At 72.5% G+C, this 16,834-nt stretch carries 14 protein-coding genes; 7 read left to right on the top strand and 7 right to left on the bottom strand.

From position 1 onward, the window contains the following. Window positions 1–931: AMP-binding protein (locus ACFUJR_RS28455; protein ID WP_383450853.1), on the bottom strand; the 931-nt coding region annotated here is incomplete at its 3' end. A 153-nt stretch (window positions 932–1,084) separates the two neighbouring features. Here ACFUJR_RS28455 and ACFUJR_RS28460 point away from each other — a divergent pair. From ACFUJR_RS28460 to ACFUJR_RS28475, 4 genes are all read left to right on the top strand, one after another. Further along, a complete protein-coding gene (locus tag ACFUJR_RS28460) occupies window positions 1,085–2,275 on the top strand; it encodes an amidohydrolase family protein (protein ID WP_383167545.1) in 1,191 nt (396 codons plus the stop codon). Next, window positions 2,275–3,411, top strand: a complete 1,137-nt coding sequence (locus ACFUJR_RS28465) for an acyl-CoA dehydrogenase family protein (protein WP_383167548.1) — start codon at window positions 2,275–2,277, stop codon at window positions 3,409–3,411. Before ACFUJR_RS28460 ends, ACFUJR_RS28465 begins: the two co-directional genes overlap by 1 nt. A 17-nt stretch (window positions 3,412–3,428) precedes the next feature. Beyond that, entirely contained in the window at window positions 3,429–4,334 is a 906-nt protein-coding gene (locus ACFUJR_RS28470; RefSeq protein ID WP_383167551.1) for an acyl-CoA dehydrogenase family protein, read from the top strand. Window positions 4,335–4,735: 401 nt separating this feature from the next. Further along, window positions 4,736–5,191: an ATP-binding protein gene (locus ACFUJR_RS28475; protein WP_383167554.1), complete on the top strand. Its 456-nt coding sequence runs from the start codon at window positions 4,736–4,738 to the stop codon at window positions 5,189–5,191. Between the two features lie 264 nt (window positions 5,192–5,455). Here the strand turns inward: ACFUJR_RS28475 and ACFUJR_RS28480 are convergent, their stop codons facing one another. Beyond that, complete coding sequence (locus ACFUJR_RS28480; RefSeq protein ID WP_383167557.1) at window positions 5,456–6,394, bottom strand: cyclase family protein; 939 nt, start codon at window positions 6,392–6,394, stop codon at window positions 5,456–5,458. A gap of 101 nt (window positions 6,395–6,495) precedes the next feature. On the opposite strand from ACFUJR_RS28480, the gene ACFUJR_RS28485 reads away from it, so the two are divergent. Together ACFUJR_RS28485 and ACFUJR_RS28490 are read left to right on the top strand one after the other, a co-directional pair. After that, on the top strand, window positions 6,496–7,410 hold the full coding sequence (locus ACFUJR_RS28485; protein ID WP_383167560.1) for an SDR family NAD(P)-dependent oxidoreductase: 915 nt from the start codon (window positions 6,496–6,498) through the stop codon (window positions 7,408–7,410). Between the two features lie 338 nt (window positions 7,411–7,748). Then, window positions 7,749–8,804 (top strand): Zn-dependent alcohol dehydrogenase, encoded by a 1,056-nt coding sequence (locus ACFUJR_RS28490; RefSeq protein ID WP_383167563.1) that lies wholly within the window; start codon window positions 7,749–7,751, stop codon window positions 8,802–8,804. Between the two features lie 91 nt (window positions 8,805–8,895). On the opposite strand, the gene ACFUJR_RS28495 is transcribed toward ACFUJR_RS28490, so the two are convergent. Then, window positions 8,896–9,867 carry a GlxA family transcriptional regulator gene (locus ACFUJR_RS28495; protein WP_383167566.1) on the bottom strand — a complete coding sequence of 324 codons (972 nt, stop codon included), beginning with the start codon at window positions 9,865–9,867 and terminating at the stop codon, window positions 8,896–8,898. 240 nt (window positions 9,868–10,107) lie between these two features. On the opposite strand from ACFUJR_RS28495, the gene ACFUJR_RS28500 reads away from it, so the two are divergent. Further along, a complete protein-coding gene (locus ACFUJR_RS28500; RefSeq protein ID WP_383167569.1) occupies window positions 10,108–11,406 on the top strand; it encodes an MFS transporter in 1,299 nt (432 codons plus the stop codon). Window positions 11,407–11,631: 225 nt separating this feature from the next. Here the strand turns inward: ACFUJR_RS28500 and ACFUJR_RS28505 are convergent, their stop codons facing one another. The 4 genes from ACFUJR_RS28505 to ACFUJR_RS28520 form a co-directional block, all read right to left on the bottom strand. After that, window positions 11,632–12,234, bottom strand: coding sequence for a flavin reductase family protein (locus ACFUJR_RS28505; RefSeq protein ID WP_383450856.1), 603 nt, complete (start codon window positions 12,232–12,234; stop codon window positions 11,632–11,634). Window positions 12,235–12,287: 53 nt separating this feature from the next. Continuing rightward, the gene (locus ACFUJR_RS28510) at window positions 12,288–13,007 is read right to left on the bottom strand and encodes an enoyl-CoA hydratase/isomerase family protein (protein WP_383167624.1); all 720 of its coding nucleotides are present in this window, start codon (window positions 13,005–13,007) and stop codon (window positions 12,288–12,290) included. A gap of 72 nt (window positions 13,008–13,079) precedes the next feature. Further along, window positions 13,080–15,320, bottom strand: a complete 2,241-nt coding sequence (locus tag ACFUJR_RS28515; protein ID WP_383167576.1) for an acetate--CoA ligase family protein — start codon at window positions 15,318–15,320, stop codon at window positions 13,080–13,082. Between the two features lie 217 nt (window positions 15,321–15,537). After that, entirely contained in the window at window positions 15,538–16,710 is a 1,173-nt protein-coding gene (locus tag ACFUJR_RS28520) for a flavin-containing monooxygenase (RefSeq protein ID WP_383167579.1), read from the bottom strand. Window positions 16,711–16,834 lie beyond the last annotated feature (124 nt).

Below are 16,834 nucleotides of genomic sequence, written 5' to 3' on the forward strand. Positions count from 1 at the left end.
CGGTCATGCCGTATCCGTGGGTGAGCCGGCAGCCCATCTCCCGTACGACGGCGTGGTAGATCTCCGGCGGCTTGGGCGCCCCGCCGCCCGCGAGCAGCCGCAGGCTCGGTATCAGCTTCCGGCCGGGCTGCTTCCGCTGCTCGGCGAGGAACATCGAGTAGAAGGCGGTGGATCCGCCCGCCACGGTCACCCCGTGCCTGCGGTACTCCGTCAGCGCCTCGGGCAGCGCGAACTGTTCGAACATCACCGCGGGGAATCCGTACAGGAGGAGCATCACCGTGTAGTCGGGCCCGGCGATGTGCGCGTACGGGAAGGCCATCGAGCCGATGTCGTCCGCGCTCAGGTGCAGCGCGTGGGCGAGGCAGGAGCCGCCCGCGATGAGTGAGCGGTCGGTGTGCAGCACGCCCTTCGGGTCGGAGGTCGTGCCGGAGGTCCAGTAGATCCACCGCACGTCGGTCCCGTCGGCCGGCGGGGGCGGCAGGACGTCCGGGTCCCCGTCGGGCAGGGAGTCGTACGCCTCGAAGACCCCGCGTGCGCCGAGCCGGCGGGCCATCTCCGTGTGGTCGAAGCCGCGCCACACGCCCGGCACGGCGAAGAACTCGGCCTTCGACTCGCGCAGTGCGAAGCCGACCTCGCGGTCCCGGTAGAAGGGGATGACCGGGGACTGTACGGCGCCGATGCGGGCGAGCGCGAAGGAGAGGACCGCGGTCTCGATCCGGGTGGGCAGCTGCCAGGCCACGACGGTGCCCGGCCGCACCCCCCTCCCGTAGAGCCCGGCGGCGCACCGCTCGGCGCGTTCGCGCAGCTCGCCGAAGGTCAGGACGCGGTCCCCCTGGAGGAGGACGGGCCGGTCGGGCGTGAGGGCGGCGCGCCGCTCGACGAGCTCCCAGAGGGTGCGGGAGGTGCCCAGGGTGTGTGCGGTGTCGGTCACGGCGATCCCCTCTCCGTCCATAACTGACGCCCAGTCAGATTGCCTGGAGAGCGTAGAGGTCCGCCGCTTGTCGGTCCAGGGGGTGGGGGCTAGCCTGAGACCGACCGGAATCTGACGGGTCATCAGAAAAATGCGGGAACGGGAGAGGGTCTCATGACGGAACTTCCACGGATCATCAGCGTCGACGACCATGTGATCGAACCGGCCCACCTCTTCAGGACCTGGCTGCCGGCCAGGTACCGCGACCGCGGGCCGCAGCCGCTGACCGCCGGGATCGGGGAGCTCGCGTACGTCGGCGGCAAGTACCAGATCACGATGGACCCGGACGGGCCGCCGACCGACTGGTGGATCTACGAGGACCTCAGGTTCCCGTACAAGCGCAACATCGCCGCCGTCGGCTTCGACCGCGACGAGATGACCCTGGAGGGCATCACCCGCGAGGAGATGCGCCGCGGCTGCTGGGACCCGGTCGAGCGGCTGCGGGACATGGACCTCAACCACGTCGAGGCCAGCCTCTGCTTCCCGACCTTCCCGCGCTTCTGCGGCCAGACCTTCGCCGAGGCCAAGGACAAGGAGGTCGCCCTCGCCTGCGTCCGCGCCTACAACGACTGGATGGTCGAGGAGTGGTGCGGCGACAGCGGCGGCCGGCTCATCCCGCTCTGCATCATCCCGCTCTGGGACATCGATCTCGCCGTCGCCGAGATCCGGCGGAACGCGGCCCGCGGTGTCAAGGCGGTCACCTTCTCGGAGATCCCGACCCATCTGGGGCTCCCGTCGATCCACTCCGGCCACTGGGACCCGTTCTTCGCCGCCTGCCAGGAGACCGGGACCGTCGTCAACATGCACATCGGCTCCAGCAGCCAGATGCCCGCCGCCTCCCCCGACGCCCCGCCCGCCGTCCAGGCCTCCCTCAGCTTCAACAACGCCATGGCCTCGATGATGGACTTCCTCTTCAGCGGCGTGCTGGTCAAGTTCCCCCGGCTCAAGCTCGCCTACAGCGAGGGCCAGATGGGCTGGATCCCGTACGCCCTGGAGCGCGCCGACGACGTGTGGGAGGAGCACCGCGCCTGGGGCGGCGTCCGCGACCTCATCCCCGAACCCCCGTCCACGTACTACTACCGGCAGATCTTCTGCTGCTTCTTCCGCGACAAGCACGGCATCGCCTCGCTCGACGTCGTCGGCCGCGACAACGCCACCTTCGAGACCGACTACCCGCACGTCGACTCCACGTTCCCGCACACCAGGGAAGTCGCCCTCGACCACGTCAAGGGGCTCGACGACGAGACGGTCTACAAGCTGATGCGCGGCAACGCCATCCGCATGCTGGACCTGGGCATCGTCTGATGGACCTCGCGGACGGCGCGGCCCAGGAGGAGTTCCGGGCCCGGCTGCGGGAATGGCTCGCACGGGTCCTGCCGACGCTGCCGCCGAAGCCCGATCCGCTGGACTGGCCGGGACGGCGGGCGTACGACTGCGGCTGGCAGAGGCGGCTGTACGACGCCGGGTACGCGGACGTGCACTGGGACGCCTCCCCGACCCAGCGGCTGATCTTCCTGGAGGAGACCGAGCGCGCCGGAGCCCCGTACGTCGGCGCGAACTTCGTCGGACTGCTGCACGCGGGACCGACGATCGCCGCCGAGGGGACGCCCGAACAGCGGGAGCGCTGGCTGCCGCCCGTGCTGCGCGGCGACGAGGTCTGGTGCCAGGGGTTCAGCGAGCCCGACGCCGGATCCGACCTGGCCGGGCTGCGGACGCGGGCGGTGCGGGACGGGGACGCGTACGTGGTCTCCGGCTCCAAGACATGGACCTCGCACGCGGAGGTCGCCGACTGGTGCGAGCTGCTCGTACGGACGGACCCGGGCGCGCCCTCGAAGCACCGGGGGATCAGCTGGCTCGCGATGCCCATGGACGCGCCCGGGATCACCGTACGGCCGCTGCGGACGCTCGCGGGGTCGACGGAGTTCGCCGAGATGTTCCTCGACGAGGTGCGGGTGCCGGTCGCCAACCGGGTCGGGGAGGAGAACGACGGCTGGCGCGTGACGATGGTGACCCTCTCCTTCGAGCGTGGTACGGCGTTCGTCGGCGAGGTCGTCGCGTGCCGTCGCGTGCTGGGCGAACTCGCGCGGGCGGCCCGGAAGAACGGCACCTGGGACGACCCGGGGGTGCGGCGGCGGCTCGGGCGGCTGAGCGCCGAGTTCCGGGCGCTGTGGCGCCTGACCCAATGGAACGTCAGCGAGGCGGAGGCGTCGGGCGGAGTGCCGGGAGCCGGCGGCTCGGTCTTCAAGCTGCGGTACTCGCACGCCCGGCAGGAGCTGTACGACGCGGCCGCCGCCGTCCTCGGGCCCGACGCGCTCGACCTCGGGCGCGAGTGGAACCTGGACCGGCTCTCCTCGCTGTCGTACACGATCGCGGCCGGTACGTCGCAGATCCAGTCGAACATCGTCGCCGAGCGGATACTCGGCCTGCCGAAGGGGCGGTGAGGGAGGGTGGTGGTCTCGTGGACTTCCGGCTGACTGATGATCAGAAGGCCCTGAAGGCGGGGGTACGGGAGCTGCTCGCGGGCCGCTTCGGCCGGGAGGCGATGCGGGCCGCGGTGGACGCGGGCGGGGCGCTCGACCGGGCGCTCTGGCGGGAGCTGGGCGCGGCAGGGTTCTTCGCGCTCCGGCTGCCGGAGGCGGAGGGGGGCGTCGGCCTCGGACTGCCGGAGGCGGTGCTCGCCTTCGAGGAGGCGGGGCGGGCGCTGCTGCCGGGGCCGTTGGTGGCGACTCACCTGGCAGCGGGGGTGGTGGACGGGGCCGCGGAGGGGGAGGTGGTGGTGACGGCGGCCGACGGGGCGCTGGTGGAGTGGCTGGACGAGGCGGACGTGGTGCTCGGTGACGCGACGGGGGCGGTCTCCGTTCGGTCGGTGGATCCGCTGACGCCTCTGCATCGCGTGCCGGGGCCGGTGGGTGCGGGGGCTGAGGCTGGACCACGCCCGCGAGGGCGCCGTCCCGTGTCCTGGCCGCAGGTCGCGCTCCTCAGCGCCGCCGAGCAGGTCGGGAGTGCCTCGCGTACCACCGAGGCGGCCGTGTCCTACGCGCGGACGCGCGTGCAGTTCGGCCAGGCCGTCGGGGCGTTCCAGGCCGTGAAGCATCTGTGCGCGCGGATGCTGGTGCGGACGGAGGTCGCCCGGGCCGCGGTCTACGCCGCCGCTGTCACCGCCGATCCGATCGAGATCGCCGGGGCCAAGCTGCTCGCCGACGAGGCGGCCGTCGACTGCGCGCGGGACTGCCTCCAGGTGCACGGCGGCATGGGCTTCACCTGGGAGGCGGACGTGCATCTCCACCTCAAACGGGCCTGGGTGCGGGCCGAGCGCGGCCTCACGAGGGCCCGGGCGGAGGAGGTGGAGGCGCTTGCCCTGTAGGCGCGGCGTGGGTGGGCGCTCACGGAGCGTCGATATCGGGTTGTGTCCTTCGGGCGGGCCGTCACGGCCCGGAGTCGGGGTCCCGCTCCGGTACTCTCCGTGGGATGCGAGTGGTTGTGGGCCCGGATCGTCCCGGTGTCGCCGAAACGGCGGCCCCGGACCGGCCGATGCGTGCCGCTCGTATCCCGCGGAGGCGCTGGGCGCCCTCCTGTTCGACTCCCCGCAGCGCGCGTCGCACAGTATGGACCATGCGTACTCCTTCGCGCTGGAATATGCCCGAAGCGCTTGTTGCGGTGACTGTACGTCAACCATGCTGTCTCACAAGGGAATCACGTTCCGTGAGGGCGTCGATGGCTGTGAGGCGCGAGGCGATGTGTCCGCCGGTTCGGATGGTGTGAACGGTGCAGGTGCTTCAGGTTCAGTTGGAGGTCGGGCCGGACCCGGCGGAGGTGGGACGCGCCCGGCGTTGGGCGCGTTCGAGGCTCGCCGGATCGGGCATAGAGGATGACGAGCCGCTGGCCGAGACGCTGGTGCTGCTCATTTCGGAACTCGTGACCAACGCGGTGGTCCACACGGGCTGTCCGGCCGTTCTGCGGATGCTGTTCGGCGCGGGCTGTGCGGGGGCCGGGACGGTGCGGGTGGAGGTCGCCGACTCCAGCGACCGGCCGCCGATGCCGCGCCGTGCGCAGGGCGAGGACACCAACGGGCGCGGCCTGGAGCTGGTGGACGGCCTGGCCGACCGGTGGGGATGGCAGCGCGAGGGCGCCGGCAAGAGCATCTGGTGCGAGGTGGACCGGGGCGTGTCGAAGGCCCCCCAGGCTTCCGCGGCCACCCCGACCGCCTCGGTGCACTGTTGACGGTTCGTGCCGTTTTGTTCACCCTGGGGTGAGCGGTCCGACGTGAGGGGACGGCGAGGGCGCCATGCCGCCCTCGACGAGTGCGGGTCGTGTCCGGGGTGGCGGCTCCCCGCAGCGCTCGCCGCGCGCGGGGGACCCCATTCGTTGTGCTCGCCGTGCTCGGGGTGCGTTGCGCTCGGGGTGCGTTGTGCTCGGGGTGCGTTGTGCTCGCCGTGCTCGGGGCGCGCGCGAGTGCGCTGCCGCCCGCGTCATTCCTTCTGCGGTTCAGAGAATCGCCACCGGGGCCACCGGTGTGCCCGTACCGCCCACGAAGGGCTCCGGCATCGCGGAGAGCAGGAACGCGTACTGCTCGCGCAGTGCACAGGCTGTGGACAGGCCTTCCAGATTCCAGTTCTGCCCCTGGAGCATGCCCATCTCGACGAGATCGAGCGCGTGCACCGGCAGCCAGAGGTTCTCGATCTCGGGCGGGAAGATCTCGAAGGTGAGCGTGTCGTTGGCGACGGCGGCGACGTCGCGGGCGTGGAACCACTCGGGCGTGCGGAGGGAGAGGCCGGGGGAGGGGAACGCGTAGGCGTGCTTGTCCCCGGCGAGGTACTGCCGTATCTGTCCCGTCCGGACGAGGACGACGTCGCCGGCCCGGACGGTGACGCGGCCGAATTCGGCGGCCTCGTCGAGGTCTTCGGGGGTGACGGCGTGGTCGCCGGGCAGTCGGTCGACACCCTTGGCGGCGGCCACGTCGAGCAGGACGCCACGGCTGACGACGTGGCGGGCGGTGTGGATGCCGCTGAACTCGGAGCGGCCGTGCGGGGTGATGGTGGAGGCGGGGCGGCCGTTGTAGATCTTGCCGGAGTGCGAGGCGTGGGTGAGGGCGTCCCAGTGGGTGGCCGCCTGGAGGCCCAGGGTCACCGCGTCGTCGCTGGTGGCGACCGTGCCGGGGCCGAAGAGCTCCTGGTTGATCTGGACCATGACGTGGAGCGGATTGACCCGGCCCGGGATCATGCCGGTCTGCACGCCGTCCTGGGTGAGGTCGAGGGCGAGGGGGACGCGATGGCCGGAGCGGACGGTCGCGACGGCGCTCCGTACGACGTCGTCGGTGATCAGGTTGAGGGTGCCGATCTCGTCGTCCCGGCCCCAACGTCCCCAGTTGTTGACGCGCTTGGCGATGTCGTGGAACTCGACGGGGAGCTGCGAGGGAACTGACATCGGGGCCTCCAGGGTCTTGTTTTCCTGTATCTGACGGACCGTAGAATCCTGTCGACGAACGAATCTAACGGACCGTCAGAAAATGCGGGAAGGGGCCGGGCGTGGGGAACTTCTTGGCAGGCAAGGTCGTGGCGGTGACGGGCGCGGGGCGCGGAATCGGGCGCGCGGTGGCTCTCGCGTGCGCGGCGGAGGGGGCGAAGGTCGTCGTCAACGACTACGGGGTCTCCATCGAGGGCGGGGAGCCGACGTCGGAGGTCGCGCTGTCGGTGGTGAAGGAGATCGAGGCGGCAGGCGGTTCGGCCGTCGCCGTCGCCGACGACATCTCGACGATGGCGGGTGGACAGCGGATCGTCGACGTCGCCCTCGCGGAGTACGGGCGGATCGACGGGGTCGTGTGCGTGGCGGGCATCCTGCGCGAGCGGATGCTCTTCAACATGGCCGAGGAGGAGTGGGACCCGGTCGTCGCGACCCACCTGAAGGGGACGTTCACGGTCTTCCGGGCGGCGTCGGCGGTGATGCGCAAGCAGGGCACCGGGACCCTGATCGGTTTCACGAGCGGGAATCACCAGGGGTCGGTGGCGCAGGCGAACTACTCGGCGGCCAAGGGCGGGATCATCTCGCTGGTCCGGTCGGCGGCGCTGGGCCTGCACAAGTACGGGGTCACGGCGAACGCGGTGGCGCCGGTGGCGAGGACGCGGATGTCGGCGAACGTGCCGATGGAGCTGAAGGAGATCGGAGAGCCGGAGGACGTGGCGGCGCTGGTCGTCTACCTGCTCTCGGAGCGGGCCCGCGAGGAGAGGATCACCGGCCAGGTCTACACGATCGCGGGCCCCAAGATCGCGGTCTGGGCCCAGCCGAGGGAACTGCGGGCGGGGTACGCGGAGGGGGGCCCGTGGACCCCGGAACGCATCGCGGACTTCCTGCCGGGAACGGTGGGCGTGGACCCGATGCCGCTGCTGACCCGGCTGGAGGACATGGCCAAGGCGGCATCAGCAGGCGCCCGCCCCAACCAGTAGGGGCGCGCCGGCCCTCTCCGTCCGGGCAACCGTCCGGATCCCCGCCCCGCCCCCTCCGTGAGGGCCGTGGTCCCGCCGGGGCGGTGGGGGTCCCCGGACGGAGTCCGGGGGCACACGGGACGGCGGTCCGGGGTGCACGCGGGACGGAGTCGGGGGAGCACGCGGGACGGCGCCCCTGCCGGACGGCGTCCGCTCGCTCCGAGCGCCCCGCATCACGCGCCACGTCCACCCTCCAGGGCGCCGGGCACAAGAGCCCCCACGTCCACCCTCCAGGGCCCCCGGGGCACAAGAGCCCCACGGTCGCCCCCAACGCACCGCCGACCACAAGGAGCACGCACATGAGAGGCGTCGTCTACGACGGCAAGCACGTCCAGGTCGTCGACGACCTGGTGGTACGCGACCCCGGGCCCGGCGAAGTCCTCGTCGGCGTCCGCGCCGCCGGGCTCTGTCACAGCGATCTCGCCGTCCTCGACGGCACCATCCCCTTCCCCGCCCCCGTAGTCCTCGGCCACGAAGGCGCCGGCGTCGTCGAGGCCGTCGGCCCCGGCGTCACCCATGTCGCGGAAGGCGACCACGTCGCCCTCTCCACGCTCGCCAACTGCGGCGCCTGCGCCGACTGCGACCGCGGCCGCCCCACCATGTGCCGCAAGGCCATCGGCATGCCCCGGCAGCCCTTCACGCGAGGCAGCACGGGCCTGCCCCTCTTCCAGTTCGCCGCCAACTCCTCCTTCGCCGAGCGGACCGTCGTCAAGGCCGTGCAGGCCGTGAAGATCCCCGAGGACATCCCCCTCACCTCCGCCGCCCTCATGGGCTGTGGCGTCCTCACCGGTGTCGGCGCCGTGCTCAACAGAGCCAAGGTCGACCGCGGCGAGACCGTCGTCGTGATCGGCACCGGCGGCATCGGGCTCAACGTCATCCAGGGCGCCCGGATCGCCGGGGCGCTCACGATCGTCGCCGTCGACACCAACCCGGCCAAGGAGGAGGTCGCCCGCCGCTTCGGCGCCACGCACTTCCTCGACTCGGCGGAGACCGTCCGGGACGTCCTGCCCACCGGCGCCGACCACGTCTTCGAGTGCGTCGGCCACACCGGACTCGTCCGCACGGCGATCGACCTCCTCGACCGCCACGGCCAGGCCGTCCTCCTCGGCATGACCGCCCCCACCGCGGAGGCGAGCTTCCCGCCCGCCACGATGTTCCTCGACAAGTCGATCCTCGGCTGCCGCTACGGCTCCTCGCGCCCGCAGAAGGACATCGCGCTCTACGCGGAGCTGTACCGCGAGGGCCGTCTCCTCCTCGACGAACTCGTCACCGCCACGTATCCGGTGGAGGAGTTCGCCAAGGCGGCGCAGGACGCGGAACAGGGCAGGGTCGCGCGGGGCGTACTGACCTTCTAGCCAGCCTCTGCCACGGTGCATCGACTGTTCACGCCCACGTCGCCCACGAACGGCAGTTCGGCGTCACCCGCCCGGGGCGGCCCCCGGTCCCCTACCGTCCCGCCCCCGGCCGGAACGTGCGGCGGTACGTCGACGGGGTCACGCCGATCGCCGCCTGGAGGTGCGAGCGCAGGGACTGTGGTGTGCCGAAGCCCGCGTCCCGGGCCACCTGGTCGACCGCCAGGTCCGTGGACTCCAGGAGGTGGCGGGCCCGTTCCACCCGCTGCTGGGTCAGCCACTGGCCGGGGCTGATGCCGACCTCCGCCCGGAAGCGGCGGGTGAACGTCCGGACGCTCATCGACTCCCGTACCGCCAGGTCCCGCAGCTGGATCGGCTCGTGCAGATGGGCGAGCGCCCAGGCCCGCGCCGTCGTCGTGGTCGCCGTCCCCGTCTCCGGGAGCGGCCGCTCGATGTACTGGGCCTGCCCGCCGTGCCGGTGCGGCGGTACGACGGTCCTGCGGGCCACGTCGTTGGCGACGGCGCTCCCGTGGTCCCGGCGCACGATGTGCAGGCACAGGTCGATCCCGGCGGCGACGCCCGCCGAGGTCAGCACGTCCCCGTCGTCGACGAAGAGCACGTCCGCGTCGACCCGCACCCTCGGGAAGAGCCGCTGGAAGTGCGCGGCGGAGGCCCAGTGCGTGGTGGCCGGCCGCCCGTCGAGGTAGCCGGCGGCGGCCAGCACGTATCCGCCCGTACAGATGGACACGAGCCGCGTCCCGGGCCGGATGTGCCCGAGCGCCGCCGCCAGCTCGTCGGTCAGCCGGCCCTCGTCGTAGACGGGGCCCAGTTCGTACGAGGCGGGGACGACGACCGTGTCCGCCGCGGCGAGCGCCTCCGGGCCGTGCTCCACGTGGATCGCGAAGTCCGCGTCCGTCCGGACCGGGCCCGCGGCCGGGGCGCAGGTCGCGATCTCGTACAGCGGCCTGCCCTCGGCGTCCTTGGCGCGGCCGAAGATCCGGTGGGCGATGCCCAGCTCGAAGGGGAGCAGGCCGGGCAGGGCGAGGACGGCGATACGGTGAGGCACGAGAGCATCCTTTGTGATCCAGATCACTCGCCGAGGCCGGCAGGCAGGCGGAGCGTCACTCCTCGGCGCACCACCTACAAGTCTGCCGCTCGGGAGCGCATTCCCGGCCCGGTCGGGGCGCCGCTTCTCCGGGTGGTGGGCCGGTCGGGCCGCCCCGCGCCGGGCTGATGTCCCGATCCTTGCGAAAGCTGTCATTCGGGCCAATGGTGGGGGCGACTCCCGGCCACGAAGCTGAGTGACGTGACCCAGACAACCGAGACCCCCGCGTCGCCCGTCTCCTCCCGTAAGCCCCGTGTCCATCGCGCCTGGTTCGTCGCGGTCGTCACCTTCGTCACGATCATCGGCGCCGCGGCCTTCGCCTCACTGCCCGGTCTGCTGATCGAACCGCTGCACGGCGAGTTCGACTGGTCACGCGGGACGATCGGCTTCGCGGTCTCCGTGAACCTCGCGCTCTACGGCCTGACGGCGCCGTTCGCCGCCGCTCTGATGGACCGGTTCGGCATCCGCCGGGTCGTCGCCTTCGCGCTGAGCGTCATCGCGCTCGGCTCGCTGCTGACGGTGTGGATGACCGCCTCCTGGCAACTCGTCCTGTACTGGGGCGTCCTCGTCGGCCTCGGCAGCGGTTCGATGGCTCTGGCGTTCGCGGCGACGGTGACGAACCGGTGGTTCGTGGCCCGGCGCGGGCTCGTCACCGGCATCCTCACGGCGGCCGGCGCCTCGGGCCAGCTGGTCTTCCTGCCCCTGCTGTCCTGGCTGGTCGAGAACGAGGGCTGGCGACCGGCCGCGGTCACCGTCGCGCTCTCCGCGCTCGCGGTCGTCCCCTTCGTCTGGCTGCTGCTGCGCGACCACCCGGCGGACGTGGGCCTCACCCCGTACGGCGGTGAGTTCGTATCGAAGCCCGCCCCGGTCACCGGCGCGGCCCGCCGGGCCGTGACCGTGCTCCTCAAGGCGGCCAGGACGGCCCCCTTCTGGCTCCTGGCCGGCACCTTCGCGATCTGCGGCGCCTCGACGAACGGGCTGGTCAAGACCCACTTCGTGCCCGCCGCCCACGACCACGGCATGCCGATCACCGCGGCGGCCTCGCTCCTCGCCGTGATCGGTGTCTTCGACGTCGTCGGCACGATCGCCTCGGGCTGGTTCACGGACCGCTTCGAGGCGCGGCGCCTGCTGGCGGTCTACTACGCCCTGCGCGGTGTGTCCCTGCTCTTCCTCCCGATGCTCCTCGCGCCCTCCGTCCACCCGCCGATGATCTTCTTCATCGTCTTCTACGGCCTGGACTGGGTGGCCACGGTTCCGCCGACGATCGCCCTGTGCCGCGAGCACTACGGAGAGGACAGCGCGATCGTCTTCGGCTGGGTGCTCGCCTCCCACCAGGTGGGCGCGGCGGCCGTCGCCTTCGCGGGCGGAGTGGCGCGGGACGTCTTCGGCTCGTACGACGTGGTCTGGTACGCCTCGGGCGCCCTGTGCGCGGCGGCGGCCCTGATGTCCCTGGTCATCCGCGGCCGGAACGCGTCCGTGCCGCCGGGGATGACGGCCTGACGGCCCCCTGGGCGCTTCGGTACGGCGGCGAGGCGTGGTGCCAGGGCCGTGGCGAGGCGTGGTGCGAGGCACCGTGCCAGGCGCCCGCAGTCAGGCGTCGTGCCAGACGTCGTGTCAGGCGCCGCAGCGAGGCGTCGTGTCAGGCGCCGTGGCCCCGACCCTGATCCGCCGGACCCCCTGATCCGCCAGTCTCCTGGCGGCCGGCCCCCCCTGGCCGCCGGCCCCCTAGCCGCCGAAGCGGCCGAACCGGCCCCGGTGGAAGAGCAGCGGTTCGCCGTCGTCCTCGGTCGGGGTGCCCAGGGCCTCCACCCGGCCGACCACGATCAAGTGGTCGCCGCCCGTGTGGACCTGGGCGATCGTGCAGTCGATCCAGGCCGGGGCGCCGGTCAGGCGGGGTGAGCCGGTCGCCGGGGCGGCGTCGTACGGCACCCCCGCGAACTTGTCCGCGCCGCTCTTCGCGAACCCCAGGCAGAGGTCCCGCTGGTCCGCGCCCAGGATGTTGACGCAGAAGACGCCGGCCCGGGCGAGCCGGGGCCAGGTCGTCGACGTGCGGGCGACCATGAAGGCCACCAGGGGCGGCTCCAGGGAGAGTGAGGCGAAGGACTGGCAGGCGAACCCGGTCGGTCCGTCCGGACCGAGGGCCGTCACGACGGTGACCCCGCTCGCGAAGTGTCCAAGGACGCGCCGGAACTCGGCCGGGTCGACGGGCAGCCGCTCGTCCTCCCGTACCGCCCGCAGCAGCGGTCGTGGATGCGCTTCGACGGCCGTCGGTGATCCGGCCGACCTGAGGTATCGGACGGCGGTGGCCGCCATCCCAGCGTGTCCCATCACACCCCCCATTGAAGCTGACGGATCGTCAGATGAGAAGCCCCGTGCCTGCTTCAGCGCCCCTCGTACCGAGGCGTCCGGCGTTCCACGAAGCTCCGCACACCGTCGTTCGCGTCCCGGGTCGTCATGTTGATCTCCTGGGCCGCCGCCTCCGCCGCGAAGGCCGTGGAGCGGTCCACGTCGAGCGAGGCGTTCACCAGCTGCTTGGTGAGCGCCAGCGCCCGCGTCGGGCCCTGGGCCAGGCGCTCCGCCCACTCCCGCGCGGTCTTCTCCAGCTCCGCCGTCGGCACGACCCGGTTCACCAGGCCCAGCTCCCGGGCCTCCCGAGCCGAGACCGCGTCGCCGAAGAACATCAGCTCCTTCGCCCGTTGCGGCCCGATCAGCCGGGGGAGCAGATACGCACCGCCGCCGTCCGGCACCAGCCCCCGGCGCACGAACACCTCGATGAACTTCGCCGACTCGGCCGCCAGGACCAGGTCGCACGCGAACGCCAGATGCGCCCCGATCCCGGCCGCCGTCCCGTTCACCGCCGCGATCACCGGTTTCTCGCAGTCCAGTACGGCCCCGACGAAGCGCTGCGCGCCCTGCCGGATCGTCCGCGCCACGTCCCCCGCCACACGTTCGCCCGAAGGCGGCCCGCCCCGCAGGTCCGCGCCCGCGCAGAAGGCCCGACCGGTGGCCGTCACCACCACCGCCCGTACGGCCGGGTCGGCGGACGCCTCCCCGAGCAGCGCGATGATCCGCTCGCGCTGGTCCCAGGTGACCGCGTTCATCGCCTCGGGCCGGTCGAGCGTGATCCAAGAGACGCCGTTCTCGACCGCGTGCAGCAGGTCATCCGTCACGGCTCAGGGCTCCTGTCGGCAGACCGCGAGCGCGTCGAGCGCCACCGCGCCCTGCCCCCGTGGCAGCACCATCAGCGGGTTGATGTCGAGTTCGGCGAGGTCGCCGTCCAGCTCCAGGGCCATCCGCTGCACCCGCAGCACGACCTCCACCAGGGCGTCCACGTCCGCCGGCGGAGCCCCCCGTACGCCCTTCAGCAGAGCCTGCCCGCGCAGTTCGCCGAGCATGTCCCGGGCCTGGTCCTCGCCGAACGGCGGCACGCGCACCGCCGCGTCGTTCAGGACCTCGACCAGGACGCCCCCCAGCCCCACCGTCACCGTCGGCCCGAAGAGCGGGTCGCGGGTCACGCCCACCACCATCTCCACCCCGCGTCCCACCATCTGGCAGACCAGGATCCCGTCGAGGTCGACGCCCTCGTAGCGGGCGATGTCCGTGAGCTCCCGGTACGCGTCCCGCACCTGGCTCGCCGACGTCAGTCCGACCTTCACGAGCCCCAGCTCCGTCTTGTGGGCGAGCCGCGCGCCCGACGCCTTCATCACCACCGGATAGCCGACGAGCGCCGCCGCCCGGACCGCCGCCGCCGCGCTCGTCACCAGCTGCTCGCGCGGCACCCTGATCCCGTAGGCCCGCAGCAACTGCTTCGCCGCGTGCTCGCTGAGCTGCCGGCCCGGCCGCATCAGCGCCTGCGCCTTGCGGAAGGAGGGGGAGGGCGTGCGGGGGGCCTCGTCGAAGGGGGAGCGGTAGCCGGTGCTGAAGCGGTGGTGGTCGAGGTAGGCCTTCACGGCGCCGATGCAGTTGGAGAACGTACGGAAGGTGGCGACGCGCGACGAGCCGAGCAGGGTCTCCCGGTAGGCCGCCTCCGTCCCGACCGGCGAACCCCACACCACGCACACCAGCTTGTCGGTGGCCTCGGCCGCCTCCACCAGGTCCTGCGCGAGCTTGTCGCTCATGGGCGGGAAGGGCCCGGTGATGGGGCAGATGAGGACGCCGACGGACGGGTCGGCGAGGATCGCGTCGATGATCTTCCGTCCGCGCCAGTCGCCCACCGGGTGCCCGCCGTTGTCGACGGGGTTGGCGACGTTCAGGTACGGCGGTATCCACTGGTGGAGCTCGTCCTGCTTCGCCTGCGGGAGGGTCGGCAGCCGCAGCCCTGCGGCGGTGGCGAGATCGGAGAAGTGCGCGCCGGTCCCACCGGAGATCGAGTACACGACCACACCGTCCGCGACCGGCCTGCGCGCCCGTGCCAGCAGCGCGGCGGTGTCCTGGAGTTCGTCGAGACCGTCGACCCGGATCACGCCGAACTGCCGCATCGCCGCGTCCACGACCTGGTCCGCGCCCGTCAGCTTACCCGTGTGCGAGGCGGCCGTCCGGGCGCCGGTCTCGGTCCGCCCGACCTTGACCGCGACGACGGGCACGCCCTGGCGGGCGGCGCGGTCGGCGGCGAGGAGGAACGAGCGGCCGTCCTTGAGGCCCTCGACGTAACAGGCGATGGCCCCGACCTCGGGGCGGGTCGCGAAGTACGAGATGAAGTCGGCGGTCTCCAGATCGGCCTCGTTGCCCGTCGGCGCCCAGTGGGAGAGCCGTACCCCCAGTTCCTGGAGGGTGTGGACGGGCCGCCCCTGGTGGCCGGACTGCGTGATGAGCGCGATCGCGGGCCCGTCGAGGTCGTCGCGGAAGCGCTCGAAGGCGTTGAGGTTGGTGTTCGGGCCGAGGAGACGCATCCCGGAGGCGCGCACGGCGTCGGCGAGACGTTCCTGCGCGGCGGCGCCCTCGCCGCCGGTCTCGGCGAACCCGGAGGCGAAGGCGACGGCGAACCGCACCTTGGCCTGGCTGAGTTCCTCGATCACCGGGAGCGGGTCGGCCACGAGCAGGACGGCGAGGTCGACGGGCTCGGCGAGCGCGCCGACGGAGGGCACACAGTCGATGCCGAAGACGGTCGTACGAGTCGGGTGCACGGGCACGAGCCGGGCGCCGACCCGCTCGGCCCAGGCGATCAGCTGACGCGTGATGCCGGTGTTGGGCCGCCCCTCGGCGTCGGAGGCCCCGACGACGGCGACGGACCCGGGCCGGAAGAACCGGTCCAGGTCCGGCACGGGCGCGTGCAGCGGCCGCCCGCTGACGTCCAGGTCGCCCTCGACGGCGGTGAAGCCGTGCACGGCGTTCCCGGGCGCCCCGGAGTGCTCGCCGCAGGCGACCACGCGGGCGCGGAGATCGGTGGTGAAGGTGCCGTGAGTCGATCCGAGCATCGTTCCGCTCCACCCTTCCGCCCATGACAATGAACCTGACGCATAGTCAGATTACAGATCTGACGGCAAGTCAGGAATGGTCGTGACCGGACCGATCCAGAACGACGCGGGCCCCCGTCGGGGGAGAACGTTCCGCCCGGCGGGACGATCGCCGGCGAGGTGGTTCACCGGCGGGGCTGTCCGCCGACAGGCCGTGCCGATCTCCCGCTGGGGTGGGTCACCGGCGGGGCTGTCCGGCGACAGCCCGTGCGATCTTCTCCGCGTCGATCGCCATCTCGCGGAACATCCCGCTGATCGGGTTGGTGAACCCCGTGAAGTACAGCCCCGGAGCGTCCCGAGGGCTTCGCCGCCCTCGCGTCACCGGGCGGCCGCGGTCGTCCAGGACGCCCAGGTGGCCGAGGAGGGGTTCCAGGCCCCGGCGGTAGCCCGTCGCCGCGATCACGGCGTCCGGGGTGATCGCCGAGCCGTCGGCGAGCACGACCTTGTCGCCGTCGAAGGACTCGACCGCGCCCACGATCTCCACCTTGCCCTGCCGCACGGCGTCGATCAGGCCGACGTCCTGCACCGGGACCGCCCCCTCCCGCATCCGGGAGGCGAGCCCCGTGTCGGGCCGCGGCAGGCCGTGCTCCGAGAGGTCCGGCACGGCGACCCGGGCCATCAGCCCGCCCGCCTTGTCGACCAGGCGGACCGGCAGCCGGCGCACCAGGATGCCCGTACGCTGCGCCGGCCATCCGGCCGTCGAGCGGCGCACGATGTGCGGCACCGTGCGCACCGCGAGCCGCACCCGCGCCGCCCCGCCCTCGACGAGGTCGGCGGCGATCTCGGCCCCCGTGTTCCCGGCGCCCACGACGAGGACGTCCCGCCCCGCGTACGGCGCGGGGTTGCGGTACGCGCTCGCGTGCACGAGTTCCCCGCCGTACGCGTCCAGGCCCGGCCACTCCGGAAGGCGCGGGGTGTGGTTGAACCCGGTGGCGACGACCACGGCCCGCCCGGTCAGCCGGCGCCCGCCCGTCGCGTGCAGCAGCCAGTCCTCGCCGGCCCGCTCGACCCGCGTGACCTCGACGCCGGTCACGATCTCCAGCTCGTGGACCTCGGCGTACTTCTCCAGGTACCGCACCACGTCCGCGCGGGCGACCCACCGCCCGAAGGAGCGGGGCATCGGCAGGCCGGGGAGCGAGGACAGGCGCCGGGTGGTGTGCAGCCGCAGCCGGTCGTAGTGGGAACGCCACGAGGCGCCCACGGCGTCGGACTTCTCCAGGACGACGGCCCGGACGCCCTTCGCGCGCAGTGAGGCGGCGGCGGCGAGTCCGCCCGGCCCGCCGCCGATGACGTAGACCGGGTGATCGGGCCGTTCGGGTGGAGAGGGTCTGGAATGGGGGGTGTTGACCATGAGTGCTCAGCGTAACGGCGTGCTCACTTGTTGGGTCTCGGTCAAGAGGGGAATCGGTTGCGAAACGGTCACGCCTGGGTGGGGTCCGCGGGGGCGTGCGGGGGTCTTGCGCAGACGGCGGCGG

The sequence above is a fragment of the Streptomyces sp. NPDC057271 genome (assembly GCF_042668715.1).
Taxonomy (GTDB): domain Bacteria; phylum Actinomycetota; class Actinomycetes; order Streptomycetales; family Streptomycetaceae; genus Streptomyces.

What these genes read in the sequence shown, in the direction of transcription:
- ACFUJR_RS28460 (WP_383167545.1), top strand. Translation starts at nt 1,085, where the DNA reads ATGACGGAACTTCCACGGATCATCAGCGTCGACGACCATGTGATCGAA.
- ACFUJR_RS28465 (WP_383167548.1), top strand. Translation starts at nt 2,275, where the DNA reads ATGGACCTCGCGGACGGCGCGGCCCAGGAGGAGTTCCGGGCCCGGCTG.
- ACFUJR_RS28480 (WP_383167557.1), bottom strand. Translation starts at nt 6,394, where the DNA reads ATGTCAGTTCCCTCGCAGCTCCCCGTCGAGTTCCACGACATCGCCAAG.
- ACFUJR_RS28490 (WP_383167563.1), top strand. Translation starts at nt 7,749, where the DNA reads ATGAGAGGCGTCGTCTACGACGGCAAGCACGTCCAGGTCGTCGACGAC.
- ACFUJR_RS28505 (WP_383450856.1), bottom strand. Translation starts at nt 12,234, where the DNA reads ATGGGACACGCTGGGATGGCGGCCACCGCCGTCCGATACCTCAGGTCG.
- ACFUJR_RS28510 (WP_383167624.1), bottom strand. Translation starts at nt 13,007, where the DNA reads ATGAACGCGGTCACCTGGGACCAGCGCGAGCGGATCATCGCGCTGCTC.
- ACFUJR_RS28515 (WP_383167576.1), bottom strand. Translation starts at nt 15,320, where the DNA reads ATGCTCGGATCGACTCACGGCACCTTCACCACCGATCTCCGCGCCCGC.
- ACFUJR_RS28520 (WP_383167579.1), bottom strand. Translation starts at nt 16,710, where the DNA reads ATGGTCAACACCCCCCATTCCAGACCCTCTCCACCCGAACGGCCCGAT.